We start from the raw sequence: 25,075 nt of genomic DNA on the forward strand, positions 1-25,075 counted from the left end.
TTTTAATTTTAGGAGCTAAAAGTGAATAATTCCTTATGAAATAAAGTCAAACAAGGTTTGAATCTATTTCCCAACAATAATCTGTTAAAAACTTGTTTTCTTTTTCTCCCAAAAAAACAAGTTCTTTGTTGCCGGAAAAAAAAGAGTCATTGGAAGAACAAGTTATAACAACGAAGAAATTTACGCGAAATAATTTCTTCAAGAATACTTATTGTGTATTTAAAGGAGTTCGATTAAGAGAGATCTCCAGAAGAAAACTGCATTATCGTAGCGAATCTGGTAGTACGTACTATTATACTACGAATGGAGTATATCGATTATCCAATCATTGGGGTAGAGCTGCTAAATGCAATTGGCGACTGGTTTCAGAAATTCCTGTAGAGATAGATGATCTTCGTTTGGGATATGCAGATTGGACAGATTTCAGAGAAAATTTAGATGAAGATGTAGATGCGTATTATATTGCTGTAGATTTCGAAACTAAAACAGTTAGTTATAAGCATAAAGATAATCCGGCCTACGACCAGATAGCAATTGTTAGGCCTGTAGATGCTACCCGTAAACTGATTAAGCAAATCAAAAACCTCTTAGAAGATCATAAATGGGCTAAATATTATGACTATGATGATTTAGATGAATTTCGAAAAGAAGTAATTCTGGAACTAGTCAATACTAATAAGTCATTGCAGGAGATACGACAGGAATTGGCAGCTTATTAGAAACGATATTATTCTGGCATCACTACATAACTATCATCATGCTGAACTTTTGGAAATTGTTTGTTTCGCCATTGATTTTTTGCTTCTTCTAGTTTTTCTTTACTAGAAGAGACAAAATTCCAATAGATATGTCTTTCTTCAGGGAATGGTTGACCTCCAAACAATAATAAATGTGAGTTTGGTTCTAAGATAATGGAGCAGCTATCTTCAATTTTTGAAACCAGCATATTTCCTTTAGAAATTACATTTTCACAAGCTTGTATTTCGCCATCCACAATGCAGATGCCTATTTCTCCTTGTAATTCCCCTTTAATTTGCAATTCATAGCGTTCCGTGTTTTTTACTTCTACCATAAAGAGCTCTGAATGTACCGGTAATGGAGATTCTTTGCCATATCCTTTCCCAGCTACCAATCTAAACTCAGTAGTTCCATCTGTCCAATGCGGTAAATCGTTTTTATCCAAATGATGAAACTCTGGTTGTATATCTTCTAATTCTTTTGGTAAAGCAACCCAGATTTGATAACCGTGTGTTAAAAATTCTGAGCCATCTCTCATATCCCTAGGAGTACGTTCTGTATGAGTAACTCCTTTTCCTGCAATCATCCAGTTCACAGAACCAGGAGATATCCGCTGATTGGTTCCTATACTATCCTGATGTATAATCTCACCATCTAATAAATAGGTTAAGGTAGATAAACCGATATGTGGATGTTGATCTACATCCATGTACTTTCCTTTTTTAATCATTGTAGGTCCCATATGATCAATGAATATAAAAGGTCCAACCATTCTTTTTTTTCTGAAAGGAATAAGTCTGCCTACCAAAAAATCACCAATATCTCGACTACGTTCTTCAATTATTAATCCTTGATTAGACATTAAAACAGTTTTTTTGACGTTTAGAACTTCTAAAATACATTTTTTGACAAGAGTATTTAGTTAAATATATATTAAGTAGCAATACAATAAATATGGGTATGAAGTAGGTTAATTTATTTTACTATCTTTTCCCGACCAATCTTAAACAACCTAAACTAACCAATGGAAATATTTTCTTCTTACAATGTAATCATAGGCATTTCTTTGACTATTATTTTATCATTTATTTTTAACGGAATTGCTAAAAAAACGAATATTCCAGCGGTGTTGATGCTGATTATTTTAGGAATCATTTATCAATATGGTATCAAAGCTATTGGAGGAGAGGAGATTAATTTCTTTCCTATGCTAGAAGTATTAGGGATTGTTGGTTTAATAATGATCGTACTGGAAGCAGCATTAGAATTAAAATTAAAACGTGAAAAATTAATTCCTATTCTAAAATCGTTCGCTATTGCTTTAATTGGTCTCGTTGCTTCGGCTTATGTTGCTGCGGTAGTATTAAAAGCCCTAATAGAAGGGATGACCTGGCAATCTGCATTATTGTATGCTACGCCCTTATCTATTTTATCTAGTGCTATTATTATACCGAGTGTTGCAGGATTATCAGAAGCTAAAAAGGAATTTCATGTGTATGAAAGCACGTTCTCTGATATTCTGGGGATCATGATGTTCTATTTCCTTACAGGTAAGTTAAATCCTGCCGAAGATGCTGGAGTTGCAGGTTTTGCTTTCAATTTAATTCTTACCATTATCATTTCTTTAATAGCGAGTTACGGAATTATTCTAATTTTTCAGAAGATCAAAAGCCAGGTCAAGCTATTTCTATTAATCGCGGTTTTATTGTTGTTATATGGTTTGGGTAAAAAGATGCATTTATCTTCGCTGATAATCGTATTAATATTCGGACTTGTGATCGCCAACATGAAGTTGTTTTTTAAATGGAAGTTGGAAGGTCTCTTGGATTTCGAAAAAGCCAAATCCATTTATCATGAATTACACGTAATTACTGCAGAAACGGCTTTTGTGGTAAGAACATTATTTTTTGTGATTTTTGGAATTACCATCACACTTTCATCATTACTAAACCTTAAAGTTACTTTAATTAGTATCTTGATTATTATATCTATTTATGTAATCCGATATGGGTTGTTGCGATTGTTTGTAGGTAAAGATATTTCACCGCAAGTATTCATTGCGCCTAGAGGATTAATTACAGTGCTTTTATTTTATGCAATACCAGTAGAAGCAATTATTCCAGGATTTGAACCTGGAATTTTACTGTTCGTAATTATTGGAACCAGTTTAATTATGACAGGTGGAATGATACGAGACAAAAAAATAAAAGGAGCAATACCAACTCCTGAAGAAATTGAAGCTGCAGCGGATGCAGAAGTCGAGTTTATAATGAATACTACTACAGATCTTAGCGAAATAGAAGAATCTTCTTCTGAGGACAAAGAATCTTATGAATAAGCATTACTATGAAGCGATTACATAGACTGACGGCAATCTTAGTAAAATTACAATCGAAAAAAGTTGTACAAGCTTCAGATTTGGCGGACAAGTTTGATGTTAGTATACGTACCATTTATCGTGATATGCTGGCATTGTCTGATGCAGGAGTTCCTATCGGAGCAGAGGCAGGTACTGGTTATTTTTTAGTGGATGGATATTCATTACCGCCAATTATGTTTACAGAAAAAGAAGCCAATGCTTTAATAACAGCTTCTAAAATTATACAAACAAATAATGATGAGTCGTTAATTTCAGAATATACTGAAGCTATTGAAAAAGTAAAAGCAATTCTCAATTCAACTCAAAAGGAGAAACTAGAGCTTTTAGAAAAACGAATCGTTAGTCCATCTTATAAAAAGTCTCCTTCTAGCACTTATTTATCCGTGATTCAGAAAGCGATTACGGATTTAAGAGTATTAGAAATTCAATATACTGCTGCATCGCAAGAGTATACCAAGCGTTCAATAGAACCACTTGGAGTATATTTTACCAATTCCATTTGGGTACTGATTGCTTACTGTAGATTACGCAAAGATTATCGGGAATTTAGAACGGATAGAATTGTTAATCTGATAGAAACTTCGGAACTATTTCCTCCTAAATTTTTCACGCTCGAAAATTATTTTAAAAAATATATGGAAAATTAGTGATATACTACTGACATAAGGTTGTCACAGGTCACTTGTAGTTTTGGCTAAAATTAATAATGTATCACCTAATTCACACAATTATGCTTAGTATGTTTTTATGCTGTGCAACTACATTTAGTCAAAATCAAAATCTTATGAAAAGTAAACCTTATGCAATCGAAGTTGTATTATTCGAAGTCAATCCTGGTTATTCCAAAGAGCAGGCAAAAACTGCATTAACCTCTTTAAACGATATTGTAAAATTATACGATGGATTTATAGATAGAACAACTGCCAGTAATGATGATGGCAGATATATTGATCTATTATATTGGACAGATATCAAAGCTGCTAAAATGGCTGGTGAGTCAATTATGAAAAATCCGGAAGCTGTAGCAATCTTTCAAGTTATTCAACCAGAGACTATGCAGATGTTTCACATGGATGTTTTCAATCAGTTCGAAGAATAATCTTATATTTAAAAACCATTGTTTTGTTAGACTTAAAACCAATCACACATCATAATAGCATGATTCCTGAACATATTCTCAACAGAAAAGGAGCAAGGAGTTTTAAAGATCTTGATCAAGAAGTTATAGACTATCTAAATCAAGGCCTTATAGAAACCGCCAATCTTATGGAATGGCTCGCAGTAGATCAATTAAAATTATTAAAGCTAATACTTGAAGAACTAGATAAACCACAATGGTATGATAGTTTTTATGAAGTTGTTTCGAATCAAAAAAAGCCAAGCGCCAATGCTAATGCCAAAGTAATTGGAATGACTTTTTCTCAATTAACTAATGATGGCAAGATCATCGATTATTTATCTAATCATACTTCTGATATACCTAGGTGTTGGGCGGCTCAGTATTACAGTGCAATAGAGATGTCTATAACAGAAAGGTTGCATACTATTAAACCGTTTGCAGCGGATCCTCATTTTGGGGTTAGAGAAGTTGCTATTTTTGCAACAAAGGAATATATCATTCAGGATTTGGATCCAGCAATTATGATATTGTCTAACTGGACAAAGGATGATGATGAAAATATTAGACGTTATGCAGTGGAAACAACTCGGCCTATAGGTGTTTGGACCAAAAAAATAGATGATTTAAAAGAATCTCCAGAAAAAGCAATAGATATTTTGGAACCTTTAAAATCGGATACTTCTAAATATGTGAAGGATGCCGTTGGCAATTGGTTAAATGATGCCAGTAAAACCAGACCTGATTGGGTAGGAAATATTTGTAATCAATGGAAAAAAGAATCTTCTAATAAAGATACTGCTTACATTATAAAAAAAGCTTTGCGAACGATTAATAAGTAGTTAAAAATGAGTTATTAACTATTATTGATTTCGTAACTATAACGTTTTATTGTGAAATCAAAAATTAGAATGCTATATAATTATTAAATTATCATTAAAACTCACCCTTTTTCAATTCTTTTTAGTTAAATGTCTTAATGTTTTTTATAGTTTTAAACTCCGATAGAAGATATTAACAATAGTTTATTTTATAAAAAGAATAGTTGATGAGAGTACTTCACACAAGTTTAGAGTGTTATCCTTTGGCAAAAGTTGGAGGGTTAGGTGATGTAGTAGGTTCCTTACCTAAATATCTCACAGCCTTAGATTGTACTACTGATGTCATTATTCCTTTTTATAATAATGACAAAATTAATCAACTTAGTTGTGAAGATGTTTATTCGGGTACATTGAATCTGGGTTCTGATAATTATGATTTTACAATTAAAAAAACAATCTCTAAAGCATTTGGGTTTCAGGTGTATTTGGTACATCAAGAAGAACTTTTGTATAGATCCGATGTCTATAGTTATGATGATGACACGGAACGATTTGTAGCATTTCAACTAGCGGTTCTAGATTGGTTATTAGTGGCTGATGTGCAACCAGATATTATACATTGTCATGATCACCATACGGGATTGATACCCTTCTTGGTTTCACAAGTAAACAAATATCAAAGTTTAAGAGATATACCTACTATACTTACGATTCATAATGCTCAATACCAAGGACAATTTGGATATGATAAATTAGAATATATACCACAATTTGATCTTCATAATATTGGATTATTGGATTGGGATCATTGTATCAATCCATTGGCTGCCGGTATTAAATCCGCTTGGAGAGTAACTACAGTTTCTCCTGCTTATATGAAGGAACTGCAGCATCAGGCTAATGGTTTGGAAGGACTTTTGTCTCATGAGAATCCTAAATGTGTTGGGATTTTAAACGGAATTGATCATGATACCTGGGATCCTAAAACGGATCCAATGGTTATAAAAAACTATGAAGCAAAAAATATAGTTTCTGGCAGAAAAGCTAATAAAGAATGGTTGTGCCAGGAGTTTAACTTGGACATAAACAAACCACTATTTGCGTTTATTGGGAGGCTTGTATATGAAAAAGGAGCCGATCTGTTGCCAGAGATAGTATCAGAAGCATTGCAGCACTTGGATGCCAATATCCTACTATTAGGATCTGGCGATCCTGTTGTAGAGTCACGATTACAGGAATTAAAAGAACGCTTTCCGAATTCATATAATGCATATATAGGTTATGATGAAAAACTATCACATATTATATATGCAGGAGCTGATTTTCTACTAATGCCTTCGCGAGTAGAGCCTTGTGGTTTAAATCAATTGTACGCATTGCGATATGGATTAATACCTATTGTTAGACGTATAGGAGGGTTAAAAGATACAGTGATAGATATTAGTGATCATGGTTTTGGAATCTGTCATGATCAAGTAAACGTTCAGGATGTTTACAATTCAATAAAAAGGGGAGTTGAATTGTATAATAATCAAAAACAATATAGGGAAATACAAAAAGAAATAGTAAAAATTGATCATTCTTGGAATAATTCAGCAAAGCAATATATCGAATTATACAAATCTTTAAAACAACTAAAATGATTAACAAAAAAGTCCTCGCGATTATCCTTGGTGGAGGGCAAGGAAGCCGATTAGCACCATTGACAGAAAGCAGATCAAAACCAGCTGTATCCATTGCCGGTAAATATCGATTGGTGGATATTCCAATCACGAATTGTATACACTCCGATATTAAAAGAATGTTTGTACTTACACAATTCAATTCTGCTTCTCTAAATAGCCATCTCAAGAACACTTATATTTTTAGTTCTTTTAGTCAAGCTTTTGTCGATGTACTTGCAGCAGAACAAACTCCGGATAATAAGACATGGTTTCAGGGCACTGCAGATGCGGTTAGACAATCCATGCATCATTTTTTAAATCATGATTTTGAATATGCATTGATTTTATCTGGTGATCAATTATATCAAATGGATTTTAATGATATGATTGAAGCGCATATAGAAAAAGGAGCAGATATTTCTATTGCAACTTTACCTGTAAATCCTAAAGATGCTACGGATTTCGGAATCCTAAAAACAGATGAGAATAGCTTTATCAATTCCTTTACAGAAAAGCCAAGTGCGGATAAATTACCTGGTTGGGAATCTGAGGTGAGTGAAGAAATGAAAAATCAGGATCGTCATTATCTGGCGTCGATGGGGATCTATATATTTAATAGACAACTGTTAGTTGATCTTCTTTCTGATCCTAGTAGAATTGATTTTGGTAAAGAAATTATTCCGCAGTCTATCGATACTCATAAAGTATTAGCGTATCAATATGAAGGATATTGGACTGATATTGGTACAATATCTTCATTTTTTGAAGCTAATATTGAGTTAGCAAATGATATTCCTAAATTTGATTTGTTTAATAATGACCGAAATATTCTTACTAGACCACGAATACTTCCTCCATCAAAAATATCAGGAACTTTATTGAATAAAGCAATGATTGCCGAAGGCTGTTTAATACAAGCAAAGGAAATCGAACAATCAGTTATAGGTATTCGATCCAGAATAGGTAAAGATACTGAGATAAAAAACACCTATATGATTGGTAGTGATAAATACCAAGATTTAGAGGAGTTACAAACGGATGTTAATGATAATAGACCTTATATTGGAGTAGGTGAAAGATGTAGTATCAATAATGCTATTATTGATAAAGATTCTAGAATTGGTAATGATGTTATTATTAATGGAGGATCACATTTAGAAGATAAAGACGATGAACGATATGTTGTTAAAGATGGAATAGTTGTCGTTAAAAAAGGAGCAGTAATTCCGGATAATTTTAGAATACAATAACCTTTTTTTACTTAAATGATTACTTTATATTTTTATTGTAGTTAGCTATAAATAAATGAATTAGTTTTTGTTATGTCGAGTAAACTGAGATTAATAATCAGTTATATATGAGTAAAGTAATAACACATAGTTTATTTTCTGAATTTGATATCAATCTTTTTAAAACAGGAAAGCACTATAGATTATACGAGAGGTTTGGATCACATATTACTACAGTTGATGGTGTAAAAGGAACGTACTTTTCGGTTTGGGCTCCATCGGCTAAATCTGTTTCTGTTATAGGAGATTTTAATTTTTGGACAGAAGGAGAGCATCAATTAAATGTTCGTTGGGATGAATCAGGAATATGGGAAGGTTTTGTTCCAGAAGTAGGAAAGGGTAGTATCTATAAGTATAAAATTCACTCTCATAATAATGATATAAAGACTGAAAAAGCCGATCCTTATGCTCGTAGATGTGAGCATCCACCAAAAACCGCATCCGTAGTTTGGGAAGATTCTTATGATTGGAAGGATACAGAGTGGATGAAAAAGAGAAAAAATAATAATGCTATTGACGCTCCTTTTTCTGTTTATGAGGTTCATTTAGGATCGTGGAAAAGAAAAATTGATGAAAACAGGTCACTTTCTTATGTGGAATTGGCCGATGAATTGGTTTCCTATGTAAAAGAAATGAATTTTACTCATGTGGAATTGATGCCAATTATGGAGTATCCATATGATCCTTCTTGGGGATATCAACTTACAGGATATTTTGCACCTACTTCGCGTTTTGGGTATCCAGAAGAATTTAAACTGCTCGTTGATAAATTACATCAAAATGATATTGGAATCTTACTGGATTGGGTGCCATCTCATTTCCCTGAAGATGCTCATGGACTAGGCTATTTTGATGGTTCTTGTTTGTATGAACACCCAGATAAAAGAAAAGGATATCATCCAGATTGGAAGAGTTTGATATTCAATTATGATAGAAATGAAGTAAAAAGCTTTTTGATTAGCAATGCTATTTTTTGGTTGGATCAATATCATGCAGATGGATTAAGAGTAGACGCGGTAGCTTCGATGTTGTTTTTGGATTACTCAAGAGAAGAGGGTGAATGGGAGCCTAATATATATGGAGGTAGAGAAAATCTTGATGCCATTTCTTTTATGAAGGATTTAAATAAAGAAGTTTATAAAAGCTTTCCAGATGTACAGACTATAGCAGAAGAATCTACTTCATTTCCTATGGTTTCTAAACCTACTTTTGTTGGAGGACTAGGTTTTGGTATGAAATGGATGATGGGTTGGATGCACGATACCTTGCAGTACTTTGCAAAAGAATCGATTTATAGAAAGCATCATCAAAATGATCTTACTTTTAGTATGACATATGCTTTTACAGAAAACTTTATGTTGCCTTTATCTCATGATGAAGTGGTGTATGGTAAAAAGAGTATCCTAGGCAGAATGCCAGGAGATGAGTGGCAACAGTTTGCTAATCTTAGATTGTTATACAGTTATATGTTTACGCATCCAGGAACTAACCTGCTTTTTATGGGATCAGAGTTCGGACAAAGAGATGAATGGAATTTCCAAAGTAGTTTAGATTGGCACTTATTACAATATGATTATCATAAAGGAATCAAAAATCTAATTACGGACCTTAATGCATTATATAAAAAGTATCCAGCATTATACGAGAAACAATTTAACGCAGATGGTTTTGAATGGATAAACTATAATGATCACGAAAATTCTGTAGTAGCGTATATACGAAAAGGAAATAAAGAAGAAGATTTTTTAGTGGTAGCTTGTAATTTTACACCAGTACCTAGAACTGGCTATCGTATTGGATTACCAACCGAAGGAAAGTTAGTTCAGTTATTTAATAGTGATAACAAAAGTTATGGAGGAACCGGAGATTTTATAACGAATGAAGTTGCTATAGAAAAAATGAACTGGCATCATAGAAAGTATTCCGCAGAAATTAATATTCCTCCATTGGGATCTATTGTATTTGGAATTAATAGTAGTGCTAAAAGCTGATAAACCATTAGTAATATTAGATAATATCTAAAACTTTAAAACTGTCATAGTAAACAATTGTTAATTGATTTCAGTTTCAAACGTTTTCGTGAAATTTTCTTAATAAATACTAATTAAAACAATTTATTTATTGCGATAGATATTGTTTTTTTACAAAACACAAGAGTAAAAGAAAAAGAAACCAACCAGCTATGATAACCAATACAGAGTTAGAAGTTAAAGGGAATTTGTTTCCTGGAAAAATCATCTCCTTTTCACAGAACGTAGATAAAATTAATTTTACTACAGAAAATGGGGTAATCCTTCAAGTGACCATTATACGAGGAAGTGTTGTTCGTTTTAGATATGCTACAGATAATAATTTTGAAAATGATTTCTCGTATGCTATTAGCGAAAAAGGCGTAAGAGGGTATAGTGAATTAGAAGTTAAGGAGCTGGAGGATGAATACGAGATTACCACTAAAAAAATAACGATTTGTATAGCCAAAGCAAACATACATGTACTCATAAAGGATAGAGAAGGAAATATCATTTGTAAAGATGATTGGGGTTTTCATTGGGAACAAAGCTATGATTATGGTGGTAACATCGTAAAAATGAGTAAATCGGCTCCGCAAGGAGAATGTTATTATGGATTAGGTGATAAACCGATGCATCTTAATTTAAAAGGAAAACGAATTGAGAACTGGGCTACAGATCAGTATGCATTCGGGAAAGATCAAGATCCTTTATATAAGAGTGTTCCATTTTATATCGGAATGTATGAGGAAAGAGCGTATGGGATTTTCTTTGATAATACATTCAAAACGTATTTTGATTTTTGTAATGAACGCAGAAATGTAACTAGCTTTTGGGCTCATGGAGGCGAAATGAATTACTATTTCTTTTATGGTCCTAACATGCAAGACGTTGTTACCAGGTATACAGATCTTACCGGTAAACCAGAACTACCACCATTATGGGCATTAGGATACCATCAATGTAAATGGAGTTATTACCCAGAAAGCAAAGTAAAAGAGGTGACTACTAAGTTTAGAGACCTAAAAATACCATGTGATGCCATTTATCTGGATATAGATTATATGGAAGGATTTAGATGTTTTACTTGGAACAAAGAGTATTTCCCGGATCCTAAACGAATGGTCGAGGAGTTAGCAGAAGATGGTTATAAGACCATAGTAATTATAGATCCAGGAATTAAGATTGATGATCAATATTGGGTATATCAAGAAGCCATGGAAAAAGATTATTTCTGTAAGCGTGCTGATGGACCCTATATGAGAGGGAAAGTGTGGCCTGGAGAATGTTTCTTTCCTGATTTCACTAATCCCGAAGTAAGAGAGTGGTGGGCAGGATTATTTAAGGAGCTTATTGATGAAATAGGGGTTAAAGGAGTGTGGAATGATATGAATGAACCTGCAGTGATGGAAGTTCCAGGAAAAACATTCCCTGATGATGTACGTCATAATTATGATGGAAACCCTTGTAGTCATAGAAAAGCACATAATATTTATGGTACACAAATGGCGAGAGCTACTTATGAAGGTATCAAAAGATTTGGATATCCAAAAAGGCCCTTTGTAATTACCCGATCAGCATATTCCGGAGCACAACGGTATACTTCTTCGTGGACGGGTGATAATGTAGCAACCTGGGAGCATCTTTGGATTGCTAATATTCAGGCACAACGCATGAGTATGAGTGGAATGTCTTTTACAGGTAGTGATATTGGAGGATTTGCAGAGCATCCTACAGGAGAATTATATGCTCGTTGGATTCAATTAGGAGTATTCCACCCTTTCTGTCGTACCCATTCATCTGGAGATCATGGTAATCAAGAGCCTTGGACCTTTGGTGAAGAAGTTGTAGATGTTACCAGAAAATATGTAGAATTACGTTATCAATTACTACCATATTTATATACAATGTTTTGGGAGTATGCAGAAGGAGGGATACCGATGCTAAAATCATTAGTGTTATATGATCAGTTAGATCCGCAAACACACTATAGAACCGATGAATTTGTATTTGGTAATCAAATATTAGTGTGTCCTGTGCAAGAACCTAATGCAAAGGGAAGAAGATTGTATATACCACGAGGAAATTGGTATAATTACTGGACTCGAGAGTATGTAAAAGGAGGCATGGAACAATGGGTAGATGCTGATTTAGATACAATTCCTCTATTTGTTAAAGAAGGTGCTATTATTCCTAAATACCCAATCCAACAATATGTAGGTGAGAAGAAGATTGAAGAATTGAAATTGGAAGTATATTATAAATTAGGAAATAAAGAAGTTTCTAAAGTGTATGAAGATGCACAAGATGGTTATGACTATACCAAAGGGCGATTCAGTTTAAGAAGTTTTGCTTTTACAGGAAAAGAGAATGAAGTTATCATTCAGCAGCATAAAAATGGTACTTATATTACCGATTATGAAAGCATGAAGATTGAATTGATTGGATTACCTTTTCAAATAAAAGAAATTGAAATAGATAATGTCGTAGTGCCTTTAAAAGATCTAAAATTTGATATAAAAAACAATACAGTAGTGGTTCCCAAAAATTTTGCAGAATTACATATTATTGCTAAATAAAAACAGTTTATCGATAATTATTGTCATATATAGATTTTAGTGTATAAATACTTGATTTTTTATTGAAAAGGAAGTGTTGAATTTTGTAATTTTAACATACAAAATTTACATCTATCCATGAATATTATGAAAAAGAGAAAATTAATAGTTGCATTAGGATCAATATTTCTATTTCTTTCTTGTGCAACCAATCCTTTTACGGGTAAGCAAACATTGGCTCTAGTACCTAATTCTCAGATTTTACCAGCAGCTTTTGCTCAATATGATCAGGTACTGAAGGAAAGCAAGGTGCTTAAAGGTACATCAGATTCCGAAATGGTTAAACGTGTAGGTCAAAAGATAGCCAAAGCAGCAGAAAGATGGTTGAATGCAAATGGTCATCAAGGTTATTTGAATGATTATAAATGGGAGTATAACCTAATAGATGATAAAGCAGTAAACGCTTGGGCTATGCCTGGAGGAAAAATAGCTTTTTATACAGGAATCTTACCAATAGCCAAAACTGAAACAGGTGTAGCTGCTATTATGGGTCATGAAGTAGTGCATGCAATCGCCAATCACGGACAGCAACGTATGAGTGCAGGACAAATCCAACAGGTGGCTGGAGTAGCTACTACAGTTGCTGCGAGTGGGCAGAATGAACAAACGCAACAAATTATAGGAACTGCTTTTGGATTAGGAAGTCAGTTAGGAGTTATGTTGCCATTTAGTAGAAGTCATGAAACAGAAGCTGATAAAGTAGGATTAACTTTAATGGCTATAGCAGGGTATGATCCTTCTGAAGCTGCTGAGTTATGGAAACGTATGAAAGCAAACAGTGGAGGACAAGCACCACCAGAGTTTATGAGTACACATCCATCAAATGATACACGTATAGCTAATCTTACAGCTTGGGCGCCGGCAGCAAAGGCTGAAGCAAAGAAATTTGGTGTTACCACCTTTAAATAATTGTAAACTTTCAATTCTTAAAAAGATTATACTTATTTTAGAAGCTGTTCCAGAATAACCTGGAACAGCTTTTTTTTATCATATGCGAGAAGTACTTCCTAAAGGACATAAAAAATTATTAAACGCCTGGGCTTTTTATGATTGGGCGAATTCTGTATATAATCTAACTATTTCATCAGCAGTGTTTCCTATATTTTGGGGAGCACTGACAATTATTAGAGATGATCAAGGTGAAATTGTAAGTGATACAGTCTCTTTTTTAGGATATGATTTTAATAATGATTCTTTGATTAGTTATGTTACGGCATTAGCTTTTTTATTGGTCTCATTTATTAGCCCTTTTCTTTCTGGAATTGCAGATTATGTTGGTAATAAAAAGAACTTTTTAAAATTCTTTTGTTACCTAGGTGCATTATCTTGTATTGGATTGTATTGGTTTTCTTTAGAAAATTTGTTTTTCAGTTTGTTGTGTTACCTTTTTGCACTTATTGGTTTTTGGGGTAGTATCGTTTTTTATAATTCTTATTTGCCAGATATAGCATTTCCCGAACAGCAAGATGCTATTAGTGCTAAAGGATATTCTTTGGGATATATTGGTAGTGTGATACTATTGATAATTAACTTGGTAATGATATTAAAATATGAATGGTTTGGTTTTGAGAGTGAAGGTGTGCCAACTAGGCTTTCATTTTTAATGGTTGGAGTTTGGTGGATAGGTTTTAGTCAATACTCCTATTATTATTTGCCTAAAGGAAATAAAAAGGAAACATTATCCAAAGATGTCTTGTTTAACGGATTTAAAGAATTAAAATTAATATGGAATAAGCTTAAACACAATATCCGATTAAAACGATACTTGTTAGCGTTTTTTGTATATAGTATGGCTGTTCAAACTATTATGCTTATCGCAACATATTTTGGTATAGAAGAGTTGGATTGGGGAGATCAAGATGCAACAACAGGTCTTATTATAAGTATTCTGTTAATTCAATTAGTAGCAATTGCAGGAGCATTTCTAACTTCAAAAGCATCAGGTAAATATGGTAATATAAAAACATTAATAGTTATTAATTTTATCTGGATTGTAATATGTATTTATGCATATACAATTACGACTCCTACTCAATTTTATTTCGCTGCTGCCATTGTTGGTTTGGTAATGGGTGGAATACAAGCATTATCAAGGTCAACATATTCAAAATTGTTACCAGAGAATGCCGTAGACACTGCATCTTATTTTAGTTTTTATGATGTTTCTGAAAAGATTGGTATTGTAATAGGAATGTTTTCTTATGGTATCGTGGCACAATTAACAGGAAGTGTTAGATATTCGATTTTATTCTTTATCATATTTTTCGTGATTGGTGTATTGTTACTTTTTAGAGTACCTAAAGAGAGAGAGTAAATTCATTTTTTGTTATAATTAGTTTAATACTGTTAAATTCTGTTAACAGTATCAAGTTAATATATGATAATATTGTTTATTTCGTTTTAGAACTTATGTACATTACATTGATAACTTTTAAAACCAAAATCTTACCATGATACTGTATCAAAACTTTCAAATGATTTTCATCTAAATTCTTTGCGTTTTATCTAATTCTCATACATAATTGTAAAGGAATTTTAGTATAAATGTTCAAATGGCACCACATTTGTATACCAATCAACCAATCATTTTAATTACACAAATAATTTTATAATTATGAAAAAAATAATTCTAGTATTAACAATTGCGTTACTTGCTTCTTGTTCCGCTAGTAAGAAAACAATCATTGCGGCAAAAAAAACATTAAAAGGCGAGTGGTCATTGGATAAAATATCCTACGATCGTTCAGGTGTTTTTGAAGTGAAATTATATAATGATGCTTCTGCAGAATGCCTTACTGGTGGTATTTGGAAATTTATTCCTAATAATAATACGGGTAAGTATACAGTAAATGAAAATCAATGTACTTCAACAGGAGCTCGTAGTTTTAGGTTTACGATCCCAGAACCTTCAGAGAATGGAGATTATAGTTTTCTTTTTAAACCTATAGACGAAAAGAAGAGAAGTACCAATAATAATAAAGGGTATCGAATGACTTTAAAACATTTGGATGATACTACAATGACCTGGACACAGACCGTAAGTCTAGAAGGCAAACCGTTTGTGATTACAATGAATTTTAATAAACTACAATAACTCAAATCTTTACACAATGATTAAATCAAATTTTAATAAAATAGCATTCGTACTTATAGCTGTAGTTGTTCTAAGTAGCTGTGATGCAGTACAGAACGCTAATAATACTCAAAAAGGTGCTGTAATTGGTACAACTGCTGGAGCTGTTCTTGGTGGAGTACTTGGAAATAACATAGGAAACAAGGAGAATTCAGTATTAGGTGCTGTAATTGGTGGTGTAGTAGGAGGTGTTGCTGGTGGTGTTATCGGTAAACAAATGGATAAACAGGCACAGAAAATAGAAGAAGAGATTCCAGGAGCAGAAGTTACTCGAATAGGAGAAGGAATTGATATTGTTTTTGATGAAAGGAGTGGTGTGTATTTTGATACAAATAAGTCTAATATTAATACCAAATCTAGAGAAAACCTAAACAAACTTGTTGGGATTTTTAAAGATTATCCAGATACTAATATTATAGTAGAAGGACATACCGATAGTTCTGGTGATGATGGGTATAACTTGGAGTTATCCAAAAAACGAGCTAATTCAGTGACCAGTTATCTAATTTCTCAAGGTATTAGCGCTACAAGGTTAACAACCTATTTTCATGGAGAAACTTTACCTAAATATGATAATGCGACAGCAGAAGGAAGAGCAAAGAATAGGAGAGTGGAGTTTGGAGTATTAGCAAATGATAAAATGATCGAAGATGCTAAGAAAAAAGTAGACTAAGTTATACTTTATATTATACGTGAAATTCCCAATAGAATATATTTCTATTGGGAATTTTTTGGTTATAAACGAACCCTTTACCCTGAAAACAGGGTGCTTGTTTTCACCATTTATGATGTAGTTTAAAGAGTGTTATATAATGATATTTGTACTATACAAATCATAATAACCTCTTTAACTCTAAACCTTGAGAACAATTCTAATAATATGTATATGTACTCTTCTATTTAGTTGCGGTGCGTCGAATAAATTAACCAGAGCTGCAGAAAGTTCAATTAATGGAGTATGGATCTTAAAAGATGTTGATTTCGACACAGATCTTAAAGGAACCTATAACGTTACTGTGCTAGATAATATTCCACTGAAGTGTTTGGAAGATACTAATTGGGAATTTATTTCTAATAACCATACTGGTAGCTATGCTTTATCGGGTTCTTCTTGCCCGAATACAGGTAATCAGAATTTTATTTGGTCAATTCCTACAGAAATGTATGGGTTTCATCATAGTATTATGCTAAAACCTGTAAATCAACAAATGAAAAGTGATATTAATAATAAAGGGTATCGTATGCAATTGTACGAACTGGATATAAATAAAATGATATGGAGTTATGATATGATTGTGGATGGAGAAAAATTTACAATCAAACTAAATTTCAATAAACAATAAATAATACTCAAAAAATAATAACCAACAAATAATATAATACGTATGAAATCACACAAAATCAAAAACACGAAAAGGCTAGTATATTTAGGAATACTATTGATTACTATGGTAAGTTGTAAATCCATGAAAAACGCAGAATTAGGTGGGTTTATTGGAGCAGCAGGAGGAGCAATTATAGGCGGAGTTATAGGAAATAATGTAGGAGATGGAGATACCGAACTTGGAGCGGTTATAGGTGGAATTGTTGGAGCTACAGTAGGGAGTATTATTGGTAATCAAATGGATCAACAAGCCAAAAAAATAGAAGAAGAAATGCCGAGTGTTGCGGTACAAAGAGTCGAAGAAGACATTAATATTGTTTTTGATGAAGAAAGTGGTGTCTATTTTAATACCAATAAACATGATTTAAATGAGTCATCTAAAGAAACAATTAAAAAATTAGCGAAAATATTAGAAGAATATCCTAATTCGAATATCTTAATAGAAGGTCATACCGATAGTGTGGGAAAAGAAGAATCTAATTTTCTGTTATCAAAATATAGAGCACAATCGGTTAGAGATTATTTGATCGCTGAAGGTGTTGATGAACAAAGATTTACGGTTAAATATTATGGCGAGTCACAGCCCAAATATGATAATGAAACTACAGAAGGAAAATCGAAAAACAGAAGAGTAGAGGTAACTATTTCACCAAATGAAGAGTTAAGGCGACAAGCAGTTGCTCAAATAAAAGAGTAAAATACTGTAATTGAGAATGATAAATCCCGACTTAATAATCGGGATTTTTTTATGCTCAAAATTTATGTATCTTCAATCGATGGATGGTCATACACACATACTAATTATAGGAGGCGGTTTGGCTGGTTTAATAAGTGCCATTCATCTGGCAAAGTCAAAAATACCTGTTATACTTATAGAAAAAGATGTGTATCCAAAACATAAAGTTTGTGGAGAATATATTTCTAATGAAGTATTACCGTATTTAGAGTTTTTAGGAATAAATATGCCGGAGTTGAATCCTGTGAAAATCTCGGAATTGAATATTAGTACTTTAAAAGGCAAAGTAATCAAAAGTAAACTTCCTTTAGGTGGTTTTGGCATAAGTAGATATACGCTGGATCATTATCTATGGAACATGGCTAAAGGCTTAGGAGTGCAGACAATGAATGATCAGGTTCTGGATATCAGCCGTGATAATAACAAATTTCAAGTAAAAACGGCAAACAATGGCATAATAACAAGTGATTATGCTATAGGAGCTTATGGTAAGCGTTCTGGATTAGACAAGAATTTAAAAAGAGATTTTAGTGAAAAAAAATCTCCTTGGTTAGCTGTAAAAGCTCATTACAAGGCGAGTTTTGATTCTAAAATAGTGGCGTTGCATAACTTTGAAGGTGGTTATTGTGGATTGTCTCTTGTGGAAAATAATACTGTAAACGCTTGTTACTTGGTTAATTATAATAGTTTTAAAAAACATAAAAATATTAAGAGTTTTGAAAACAAAGTGCTTTGTCAAAACCCATATCTAAAAGATTTTTTCGAAAACTCAGAACCAGTATTTGAAAAACCTATAACGATTAGTCAGATTAATTTCGATAAGAAAAACCCTGTCGAAAATCATGTTTTTATGATAGGTGATGCTGCAGGATTAATACATCCTCTTTGTGGCAACGGAATGGCAATGGCTATTCAAAGTTCACAGATATTATGCGAATTATTGATTAAGAATTATATCTTAAAAACATATTCTTCTGAAGAGATGGAGAATCTATATGTAAAACAATGGAATGCCACTTTTTCTAAGAGATTATTCGCTGGTAGAATATTGCAAAAAGTGTTATTAAATAGTCAATTTCAGCAAGTTGCTCAAAGTGTAGCGAATAGGATACCATCGATTGTTCCTCAAATTATAAAACAAACACACGGAAAGCCTTTAGTATGCTAGTGGATCTTACACATAGAAGCGATGAAGAAGAGTTGATGGATGATCCAGAAGTTAATGAAACGGATTTGAATACGGCGCTTTCAGATATTTCGAGAGTTAATCGATTATTAGGAGGTAATCACATCACAATAAATGCAGTCTTAGATCGAATAAGAAAAAAGGATGGCTCAAAGGAATGGGTTGTTATGGATTTGGGGTGCGGTGATGGGGAGATGTTAAGACAATTAGCTAATGTTTTCGAAAAGAAAGGCATAAAAGTAAGGTTAATAGGAATCGATAATAATGATAAATGTTTATCGCAAGCTAGAAATCTAAGTACTCCATATAAGAACATAGAGTTTTATAATAAAAACATAATGAACTTAACTAAGGAGAATTTTTATTGTGACATTGTCATTTGCACATTAACATTGCATCATTTTAAGGATGAAGAGATAAAAAAAGTACTTAAGAAAAGTATGGAATTAGTTTCAGAAATAGTCATTATTAATGATATCCATAGAAACAGATTGTCATACTATTTATTTAAAGTGTTTAGCTATTTTTTTATCAAAGGATATATTGCGAAAAATGATGGATTAGTGTCTATAAAAAGGGGTTTTAAAAGAAAAGAATTAATATATTTTGCAAAAGAATTACAATTGACTAGCTATCAATTACATTGGAAATGGGCGTTCAGATATCGCTGGATAATTAGTAATTAAAAATTAAAGGGAAATAAATTGAGTGTAAAAATAACAACGGTTGCTAAACAGCTGCCACAATATGTTAGAGAGACAAAAGAGATAATTCCTTTCGTATCACAATGGCTTACAGGTCAGGAAGATCGTTTTAGGCGAAAGGTTTTGAAAATCTTTGAAAATGCTGCTGTAGACAAACGATACGGTATTATGAGTATTGAAGAAGTTTTTACGGCAACTTCTTTTGAAGAAAAAAATGACATCTATATTCGAGAAGTAAAAAAGCTAGGAGAATCGGTCGTAAAAACAGCCTTAAATAAAGCAGGATGGGATCCAAAATCTTTGGATTATATCATTACAGTTAGTTGTACAGGAATCATGATTCCTTCGTTAGATGCATATATTATTAACACATTAGGTCTTAGGCAAGATATCGTGAGACTTCCTGTTACAGAAATGGGATGTGCAGCGGGAGTTTCCGGGATAATTTATGCTAGGAATTTTCTGCAGGCCAATCCAGGTAAAAGAGCTGCTGTTATAGCGGTAGAATCACCAACAGCTACATTTCAGCATACGGATTTTAGTATGGTAAATATCGTTAGTGCCGCTATCTTCGGGGATGGAGCAGCCTGTGTTTTGCTATCATCCGAAGAAGAGGCTATTGGTCCAAAGATTATCGCAGATGAGATGTATCATTTTTATGATGCTACGACAATGATGGGTTTCAAATTGACAAATGGTGGATTACAGATGGTGCTGGATAAAGAGGTTCCTGAGAAAATAGCAAAGCATTTTCCGGATATTATACATCCTTTTCTAAAAAAACATAATAAATCTATAGAAGAAATTGACCATTTAATCTTTCATCCAGGAGGTAAAAAGATAGTGCAAACTGTAGAAGGTCTTTTTGGAGAACTTGGGAAGAATATTGATGATACTAAGTCGGTATTGAGTGAATATGGTAATATGAGTAGCGCCACTGTTCTTTACGTTTTGGAACGTTTTATGAATAAAAAACCTGCCAAAGGAGAAACAGGCCTTATGCTTAGTTTTGGCCCTGGATTCTCTGCCCAAAGAATATTGTTAGAGTGGTAAATATGATATCGAATAGTATGAAAACAAAAGCTATTTTACTTTTATTGTTAGTGTGTAGCACATTAGTAGTTGCTCAAAAACAATTTAATGATACAATCCCTTTTAGAAATGATCTGGGATTAATTATTATTCCAATTCAGTTTAATGGTGTAGAGAAAAATTTTGTTTTTGATACAGGAGCTTCGGTTTCAGTTGGTTTTTCTTGGGTAAAGAGTGAACTCGTTAAGACGTCAAAAACATTAAAAATAACTTCATCAAGCAGAAAGAAAAGTAGATTACGATACTATAAGAGTGATTCTGTAAATTTGGCCTCTGCAAAAATCACAAAACATAGAATTCTAGCGACCAATGATAGCAATATATTTTCTTGCTATAATATCGATGGAGTTCTAGGAGTAGATATTATAGCGCAGTTTAATTGGGTAATCAACTATGATCAAAAATATTTGATTATGCGTGCTAAAGACTTCTTTCCTGATAGTCTTAAAAATATGCATAAGATTGATTTCGATTATGATAATAGGAGGCCATATGCTTTTCTGAATTTTGGTAATGAGCGACTACGCTTTTTATTAGATACAGGTGCTACTTTTTCTGATATATACATTAAGGATTATAGTCGAATACAAAATATAAACCATACCAAAAGAGTAGTGTATACTGGTTTTTTTGATTTTAGAGGCACTCTAAATAAGTCAAAATCCACTATTATGAGATTTCCATCAGTTACTGCAGAGGATATAGATGTAGATGGCATCTTTGAATTTAGTAAAAAGAGCAGTAAGATTGGTAATACATTATGGAAGGATAACACTTTGTTCTTAAGCCTGGAAGGAGATATGTTGTATACAGATCATAAAGAGATTAAAGAATCCCGTAAGGATTACGGTTGTGCTTTTGTATATGATAACAATAGAATAACGGTTGTAAAAGTAATTGTAGATAGCGAAGCCTGGGAGCAAGGATTAAGGCAAGGAGATGATGTGCAAATGATTAATGGGAAAACATTTGATGATTTCTGTAGTTTACAAAAATTTCAGAAAGAGGTATCTGCTAAGGCAATAGATTTAACAATTACCCTAAAGGATGGCGTCAAAATAATTCTTAAAAAGAAAAAAGTATTGTAGATATGAAAAATACATGGATGTATCTGTTTTTTATTGTTACGCAATTAACAGCCTGTACCAAAAATGATGATTCTGGTGTAGAGACTGATATTTCATCACCAGAAGTTACGGCAGCTGTCACAAATGTTTCTGTTACAGGAGATGAGCGTAGTTATACGTTTAATGTAGAAATAGAAAGCCCAGATTTGGGATGTAATCAATACGCAGATTGGTGGGAAATCATTTCTGAAGATGGATTGCTGTTATATCGAAGAATATTAACACATAGCCATGTAAATGAACAACCTTTTACACGATCTGGAGGTCCAGTAGATATTGCTAAAGATCAAATAGTGTATATAAGAGCACATATGAATACTAAAGGATATGGCGATATTGTGTTTAAAGGAAATGTATTAAATGGTTTTGTGCAAGAAACTCTAGAAACTAGTTTTGCAAGTGAATTAGAAACAACTCAGCCATTACCAGACGGGTGTGCCTTTTAAAAAATAGTAAAAATTTTGACAAAAGAACAAATCATTGAAAAATTACCTTATCAAGCTCCTTTTTTGTTTGTAGATGAAATTTTGGAAATAGATAATGATGGTGTTAAAGGTTATTACACGTTAAAACCAGACGAGTATTTTTATGAAGGACATTTTAAAGATCAGCCTATTACTCCAGGAGTTATTCTAACAGAAATTATGGCTCAAATCGGTTTAGTGTGCTTAGGAATGTTTATACGTAAGGATCAATTAAATGAAGAAGAGATTCAAGTAGCAATGAGCAGTACTGCAATCGATTTTTATAAATCTGTGCTACCAGGAGAAAAGGTATTAGTAAAATCGGAAAAACAATATTTTAGGTTTAATAAACTAAAGTGTAAGGTAGAAATGTATAATGAAGAACAGAAATTAATAGCAAAAGGCGAAATAGCCGGAATGATAGTTTAATAAGGGTTGGTGTATGAGTTTTGGGTATTCAATAGTGAAATTAGTACTGAAGTTAAAGGGCGTAAAAAGGTCTTGGTCAGAAGATCCTATCAATTATAAAAAAAAGAGAAGAGATGATATTCATGTTTCTAATAAACAATTGGTAGGAGGAAAAGAAACGACAACTTTAAAAATAGCGAAGAGTATTGTACAGGTTATTGAACCCAAAATGCAGGACAAAGATCTTTTGATACTCTATTTTCATGGAGGTGCTTTTGTATATGGTCCGACTAAAGAACATTGGGGTTTTATATCTAAAATAGTTTCTAAAACTAATAGCATAGCATGGTTAGTCGATTACCCCAAAGCACCAGAAAACAATATAGAGGTAATCACTAGTAGTGTTTATGAAGTATATCAAGAAGCTTTAAAAAGTCACAAAGCATCCAATATTGTTTTAGTAGGAGATTCTGCGGGTGGTAATTTAATAATAACCTTAGTACAACGATTAATAAAAGAAAAACTAGAACTTCCGAATAAGATAATACCGATAACACCTGTAATGGATGCTAGTTTAACAAATCCTAAAATAAAAGAAATAGATCATAAAGATCTAATATTAAGCATGAAAGGTGTTTTATCTGCAAATAAGATGTGTGCAGGCGAAAAATCATTAAAAGATCCTATTATTTCTCCTTTGTATGGAGATTTTAATAATTTCCCGCCAGTATATCTATTTTTAGCAACAGACGATATATTAGCTCCAGATCAGGAGATTTTTATTGAGAAATTAAAAAGGAGTAATGTTGTTTTGGAAGTAATTGTTGGAGAAAATATGCCACATGTTTGGCCGTTGTTACCTTTTATGTCTGAAGCTAAGATGGCGTTTAAAAAAATAGTTACTATCATTAATTCTTCTAAATCGTATGGATAATAAACGGATAGTGATTACAGGTTTAGGAGTGGTAGCTCCAAATGGAACGAACGTTTCAGATTTTAAGAATGCGATCAGAAGTGGTACCTCAGGTATACAATTTATTGATGAATTGAATCAATTAAAATTTTCATGTCAAATTGCTGGAAAACCAATATATAGGAAAGATTACTTAAATGATTACTTTAATAGTGTTCAGTTAAAAGGTTTGAATGCTTCTGGTTTAGAATATGGGGTAATTGCTGGATTGGATGCTTGGAAAGATGCTGGATTAGCAATCACAGATAAAACAGAAGATCCACTTTGGGATGCAGGAATTATATTCGGAACAGGTGTGTTAGGAGTTGATAAATTTAGAGAAGCAATTTATAAAGTAGATGAGGGTAATGTAAGAAGATTAGGAAGCACATCTGTTATACAAACCATGGCAAGTGGTATTAGTGCATTTTTAGGAGGTATGATTGGATGTGGAAATGTAACCACGACCAATTCCTCTGCTTGTAGTACAGGAACAGAGGCAATCTTAATGGCATATGATCGTATTATGTCTGGAAAAGCAGAAATAATACTAGCGGGGAGCACTAGTGATAGTGGACCTTACGTTTGGGGAGGTTTTGATGCTATGCGAATACTGCCTTATAAGTATAATGAAAATCCTACTGCGGCTTCTAGACCTATGAGTGCAACTGCTAGTGGTTTTGTGCCAGGAAGTGGAGCAGGAGCACTTGTTGTAGAAAGTTTAGAAAATGCTCAAAAAAGAGGAGCTAAGATCTATGCGGAAATATTAGGTGGTCATGTAAATAGTGGTGGTCAGCGAAGTGGCGGCAGTATGACTGCACCTAATAGTTTGGCGGTAAAAGAATGCATCAAACAAGCAGTTATTAATTCTGGAATTCATGTCAATGATGTCGATGTAATTAATGGCCACTTAACAGCCACCACAAAAGATACTATAGAGATTCAGAATTGGAGCGAAGCATTAGGTAGGAAAGGAAAAGATTTTCCGTATATAAATTCATTAAAAAGTATGGTGGGTCATTGTTTAGCAGCATCAGGAAGTATAGAAAGTGTAGCTACAGTACTTCAGCTAAAAGAGGATTTCGTTTTTGGGAATATCAATTGCGAAGATTTACACCCAGAAATTGAGGCTATCGTAGCAAGGGAAAGAATTCCCACTAAAACCTTATCCAAACACGTTAATATTGCGGTAAAAGCTAGTTTTGGATTTGGAGATGTAAATGCTTGTATTATCTTTAAAAAATATTCATAAT

The 25,075-nt window shown here is 33.0% G+C and carries 24 protein-coding genes; 23 read left to right on the forward strand and 1 reads right to left on the reverse strand.

The genetic code is table 11. The annotated features are described in order from the left end of the window. Positions 1-149: 149 nt before the first annotated feature. Positions 150-719, forward strand: coding sequence for a hypothetical protein (locus Q0975_RS10675; protein WP_299436284.1), 570 nt, complete (start codon positions 150-152; stop codon positions 717-719). A gap of 8 nt (positions 720-727) precedes the next feature. Here Q0975_RS10675 and Q0975_RS10680 read toward each other — a convergent pair whose 3' ends face one another. Then, positions 728-1,600, reverse strand: a complete 873-nt coding sequence (locus Q0975_RS10680; protein ID WP_299436287.1) for a pirin family protein — start codon at positions 1,598-1,600, stop codon at positions 728-730. A 162-nt stretch (positions 1,601-1,762) separates the two neighbouring features. Between Q0975_RS10680 and Q0975_RS10685 the strand changes: the two genes are divergently transcribed. From Q0975_RS10685 to Q0975_RS10790, 22 genes are all read left to right on the forward strand, one after another. Continuing rightward, positions 1,763-3,076, forward strand: coding sequence for a cation:proton antiporter (locus tag Q0975_RS10685; RefSeq protein ID WP_299436290.1), 1,314 nt, complete (start codon positions 1,763-1,765; stop codon positions 3,074-3,076). A gap of 8 nt (positions 3,077-3,084) precedes the next feature. Next, positions 3,085-3,765, forward strand: coding sequence for a YafY family protein (locus Q0975_RS10690; RefSeq protein ID WP_299436293.1), 681 nt, complete (start codon positions 3,085-3,087; stop codon positions 3,763-3,765). 137 nt (positions 3,766-3,902) lie between these two features. Continuing rightward, complete coding sequence (locus tag Q0975_RS10695; protein ID WP_299436296.1) at positions 3,903-4,217, forward strand: hypothetical protein; 315 nt, start codon at positions 3,903-3,905, stop codon at positions 4,215-4,217. A 23-nt stretch (positions 4,218-4,240) separates the two neighbouring features. Beyond that, positions 4,241-5,077 carry a DNA alkylation repair protein gene (locus Q0975_RS10700; RefSeq protein ID WP_366888578.1) on the forward strand — a complete coding sequence of 279 codons (837 nt, stop codon included), beginning with the start codon at positions 4,241-4,243 and terminating at the stop codon, positions 5,075-5,077. Between the two features lie 206 nt (positions 5,078-5,283). Then, positions 5,284-6,699: a glycogen synthase gene (locus tag Q0975_RS10705; RefSeq protein WP_299436299.1), complete on the forward strand. Its 1,416-nt coding sequence runs from the start codon at positions 5,284-5,286 to the stop codon at positions 6,697-6,699. Continuing rightward, a complete protein-coding gene (locus Q0975_RS10710) occupies positions 6,696-7,970 on the forward strand; it encodes a glucose-1-phosphate adenylyltransferase (protein WP_299436302.1) in 1,275 nt (424 codons plus the stop codon). The genes Q0975_RS10705 and Q0975_RS10710 overlap by 4 nt, the downstream gene beginning before the upstream one ends. A gap of 107 nt (positions 7,971-8,077) precedes the next feature. Beyond that, positions 8,078-10,000, forward strand: coding sequence for a 1,4-alpha-glucan branching protein GlgB (gene glgB, locus Q0975_RS10715; RefSeq protein WP_299436305.1), 1,923 nt, complete (start codon positions 8,078-8,080; stop codon positions 9,998-10,000). Positions 10,001-10,191: 191 nt separating this feature from the next. Continuing rightward, entirely contained in the window at positions 10,192-12,597 is a 2,406-nt protein-coding gene (locus Q0975_RS10720) for a glycoside hydrolase family 31 protein (protein ID WP_299436308.1), read from the forward strand. A 126-nt stretch (positions 12,598-12,723) separates the two neighbouring features. After that, positions 12,724-13,545 carry a M48 family metallopeptidase gene (locus tag Q0975_RS10725; protein ID WP_299436311.1) on the forward strand — a complete coding sequence of 274 codons (822 nt, stop codon included), beginning with the start codon at positions 12,724-12,726 and terminating at the stop codon, positions 13,543-13,545. 82 nt (positions 13,546-13,627) lie between these two features. Beyond that, positions 13,628-14,950 (forward strand): MFS transporter, encoded by a 1,323-nt coding sequence (locus tag Q0975_RS10730; RefSeq protein ID WP_299436314.1) that lies wholly within the window; start codon positions 13,628-13,630, stop codon positions 14,948-14,950. Between the two features lie 300 nt (positions 14,951-15,250). Beyond that, on the forward strand, positions 15,251-15,730 hold the full coding sequence (locus tag Q0975_RS10735; RefSeq protein ID WP_299436317.1) for a lipocalin family protein: 480 nt from the start codon (positions 15,251-15,253) through the stop codon (positions 15,728-15,730). Between the two features lie 16 nt (positions 15,731-15,746). Continuing rightward, complete coding sequence (locus tag Q0975_RS10740; protein WP_299436320.1) at positions 15,747-16,442, forward strand: OmpA family protein; 696 nt, start codon at positions 15,747-15,749, stop codon at positions 16,440-16,442. Between the two features lie 187 nt (positions 16,443-16,629). After that, positions 16,630-17,112, forward strand: coding sequence for a lipocalin family protein (locus tag Q0975_RS10745; protein ID WP_299436323.1), 483 nt, complete (start codon positions 16,630-16,632; stop codon positions 17,110-17,112). A 42-nt stretch (positions 17,113-17,154) separates the two neighbouring features. Then, a complete protein-coding gene (locus Q0975_RS10750) occupies positions 17,155-17,850 on the forward strand; it encodes an OmpA family protein (RefSeq protein WP_299436325.1) in 696 nt (231 codons plus the stop codon). A 64-nt stretch (positions 17,851-17,914) separates the two neighbouring features. Further along, positions 17,915-19,057: an NAD(P)/FAD-dependent oxidoreductase gene (locus Q0975_RS10755; protein ID WP_299436327.1), complete on the forward strand. Its 1,143-nt coding sequence runs from the start codon at positions 17,915-17,917 to the stop codon at positions 19,055-19,057. Then, positions 19,051-19,761, forward strand: coding sequence for a methyltransferase domain-containing protein (locus Q0975_RS10760; protein ID WP_299436330.1), 711 nt, complete (start codon positions 19,051-19,053; stop codon positions 19,759-19,761). The genes Q0975_RS10755 and Q0975_RS10760 overlap by 7 nt, the downstream gene beginning before the upstream one ends. Before the next feature lie 18 nt (positions 19,762-19,779). Further along, entirely contained in the window at positions 19,780-20,832 is a 1,053-nt protein-coding gene (locus Q0975_RS10765; RefSeq protein WP_299436332.1) for a type III polyketide synthase, read from the forward strand. Between the two features lie 17 nt (positions 20,833-20,849). Continuing rightward, the gene (locus tag Q0975_RS10770; RefSeq protein ID WP_299436335.1) at positions 20,850-21,959 is read left to right on the forward strand and encodes an aspartyl protease family protein; all 1,110 of its coding nucleotides are present in this window, start codon (positions 20,850-20,852) and stop codon (positions 21,957-21,959) included. A 2-nt stretch (positions 21,960-21,961) separates the two neighbouring features. Next, complete coding sequence (locus Q0975_RS10775; RefSeq protein WP_299436338.1) at positions 21,962-22,444, forward strand: hypothetical protein; 483 nt, start codon at positions 21,962-21,964, stop codon at positions 22,442-22,444. A gap of 15 nt (positions 22,445-22,459) precedes the next feature. Continuing rightward, positions 22,460-22,891 (forward strand): 3-hydroxyacyl-ACP dehydratase FabZ family protein, encoded by a 432-nt coding sequence (locus tag Q0975_RS10780; protein ID WP_299436342.1) that lies wholly within the window; start codon positions 22,460-22,462, stop codon positions 22,889-22,891. Between the two features lie 34 nt (positions 22,892-22,925). Then, a complete protein-coding gene (locus tag Q0975_RS10785; RefSeq protein ID WP_299436344.1) occupies positions 22,926-23,804 on the forward strand; it encodes an alpha/beta hydrolase in 879 nt (292 codons plus the stop codon). Then, entirely contained in the window at positions 23,797-25,074 is a 1,278-nt protein-coding gene (locus Q0975_RS10790; RefSeq protein WP_299436347.1) for a beta-ketoacyl-[acyl-carrier-protein] synthase family protein, read from the forward strand. Before Q0975_RS10785 ends, Q0975_RS10790 begins: the two co-directional genes overlap by 8 nt. The last annotated feature ends 1 nt before the right edge of the window (position 25,075 follow it).

The organism is uncultured Aquimarina sp. (genome assembly GCF_947500065.1).
Lineage (GTDB): Bacteria > Bacteroidota > Bacteroidia > Flavobacteriales > Flavobacteriaceae > Aquimarina.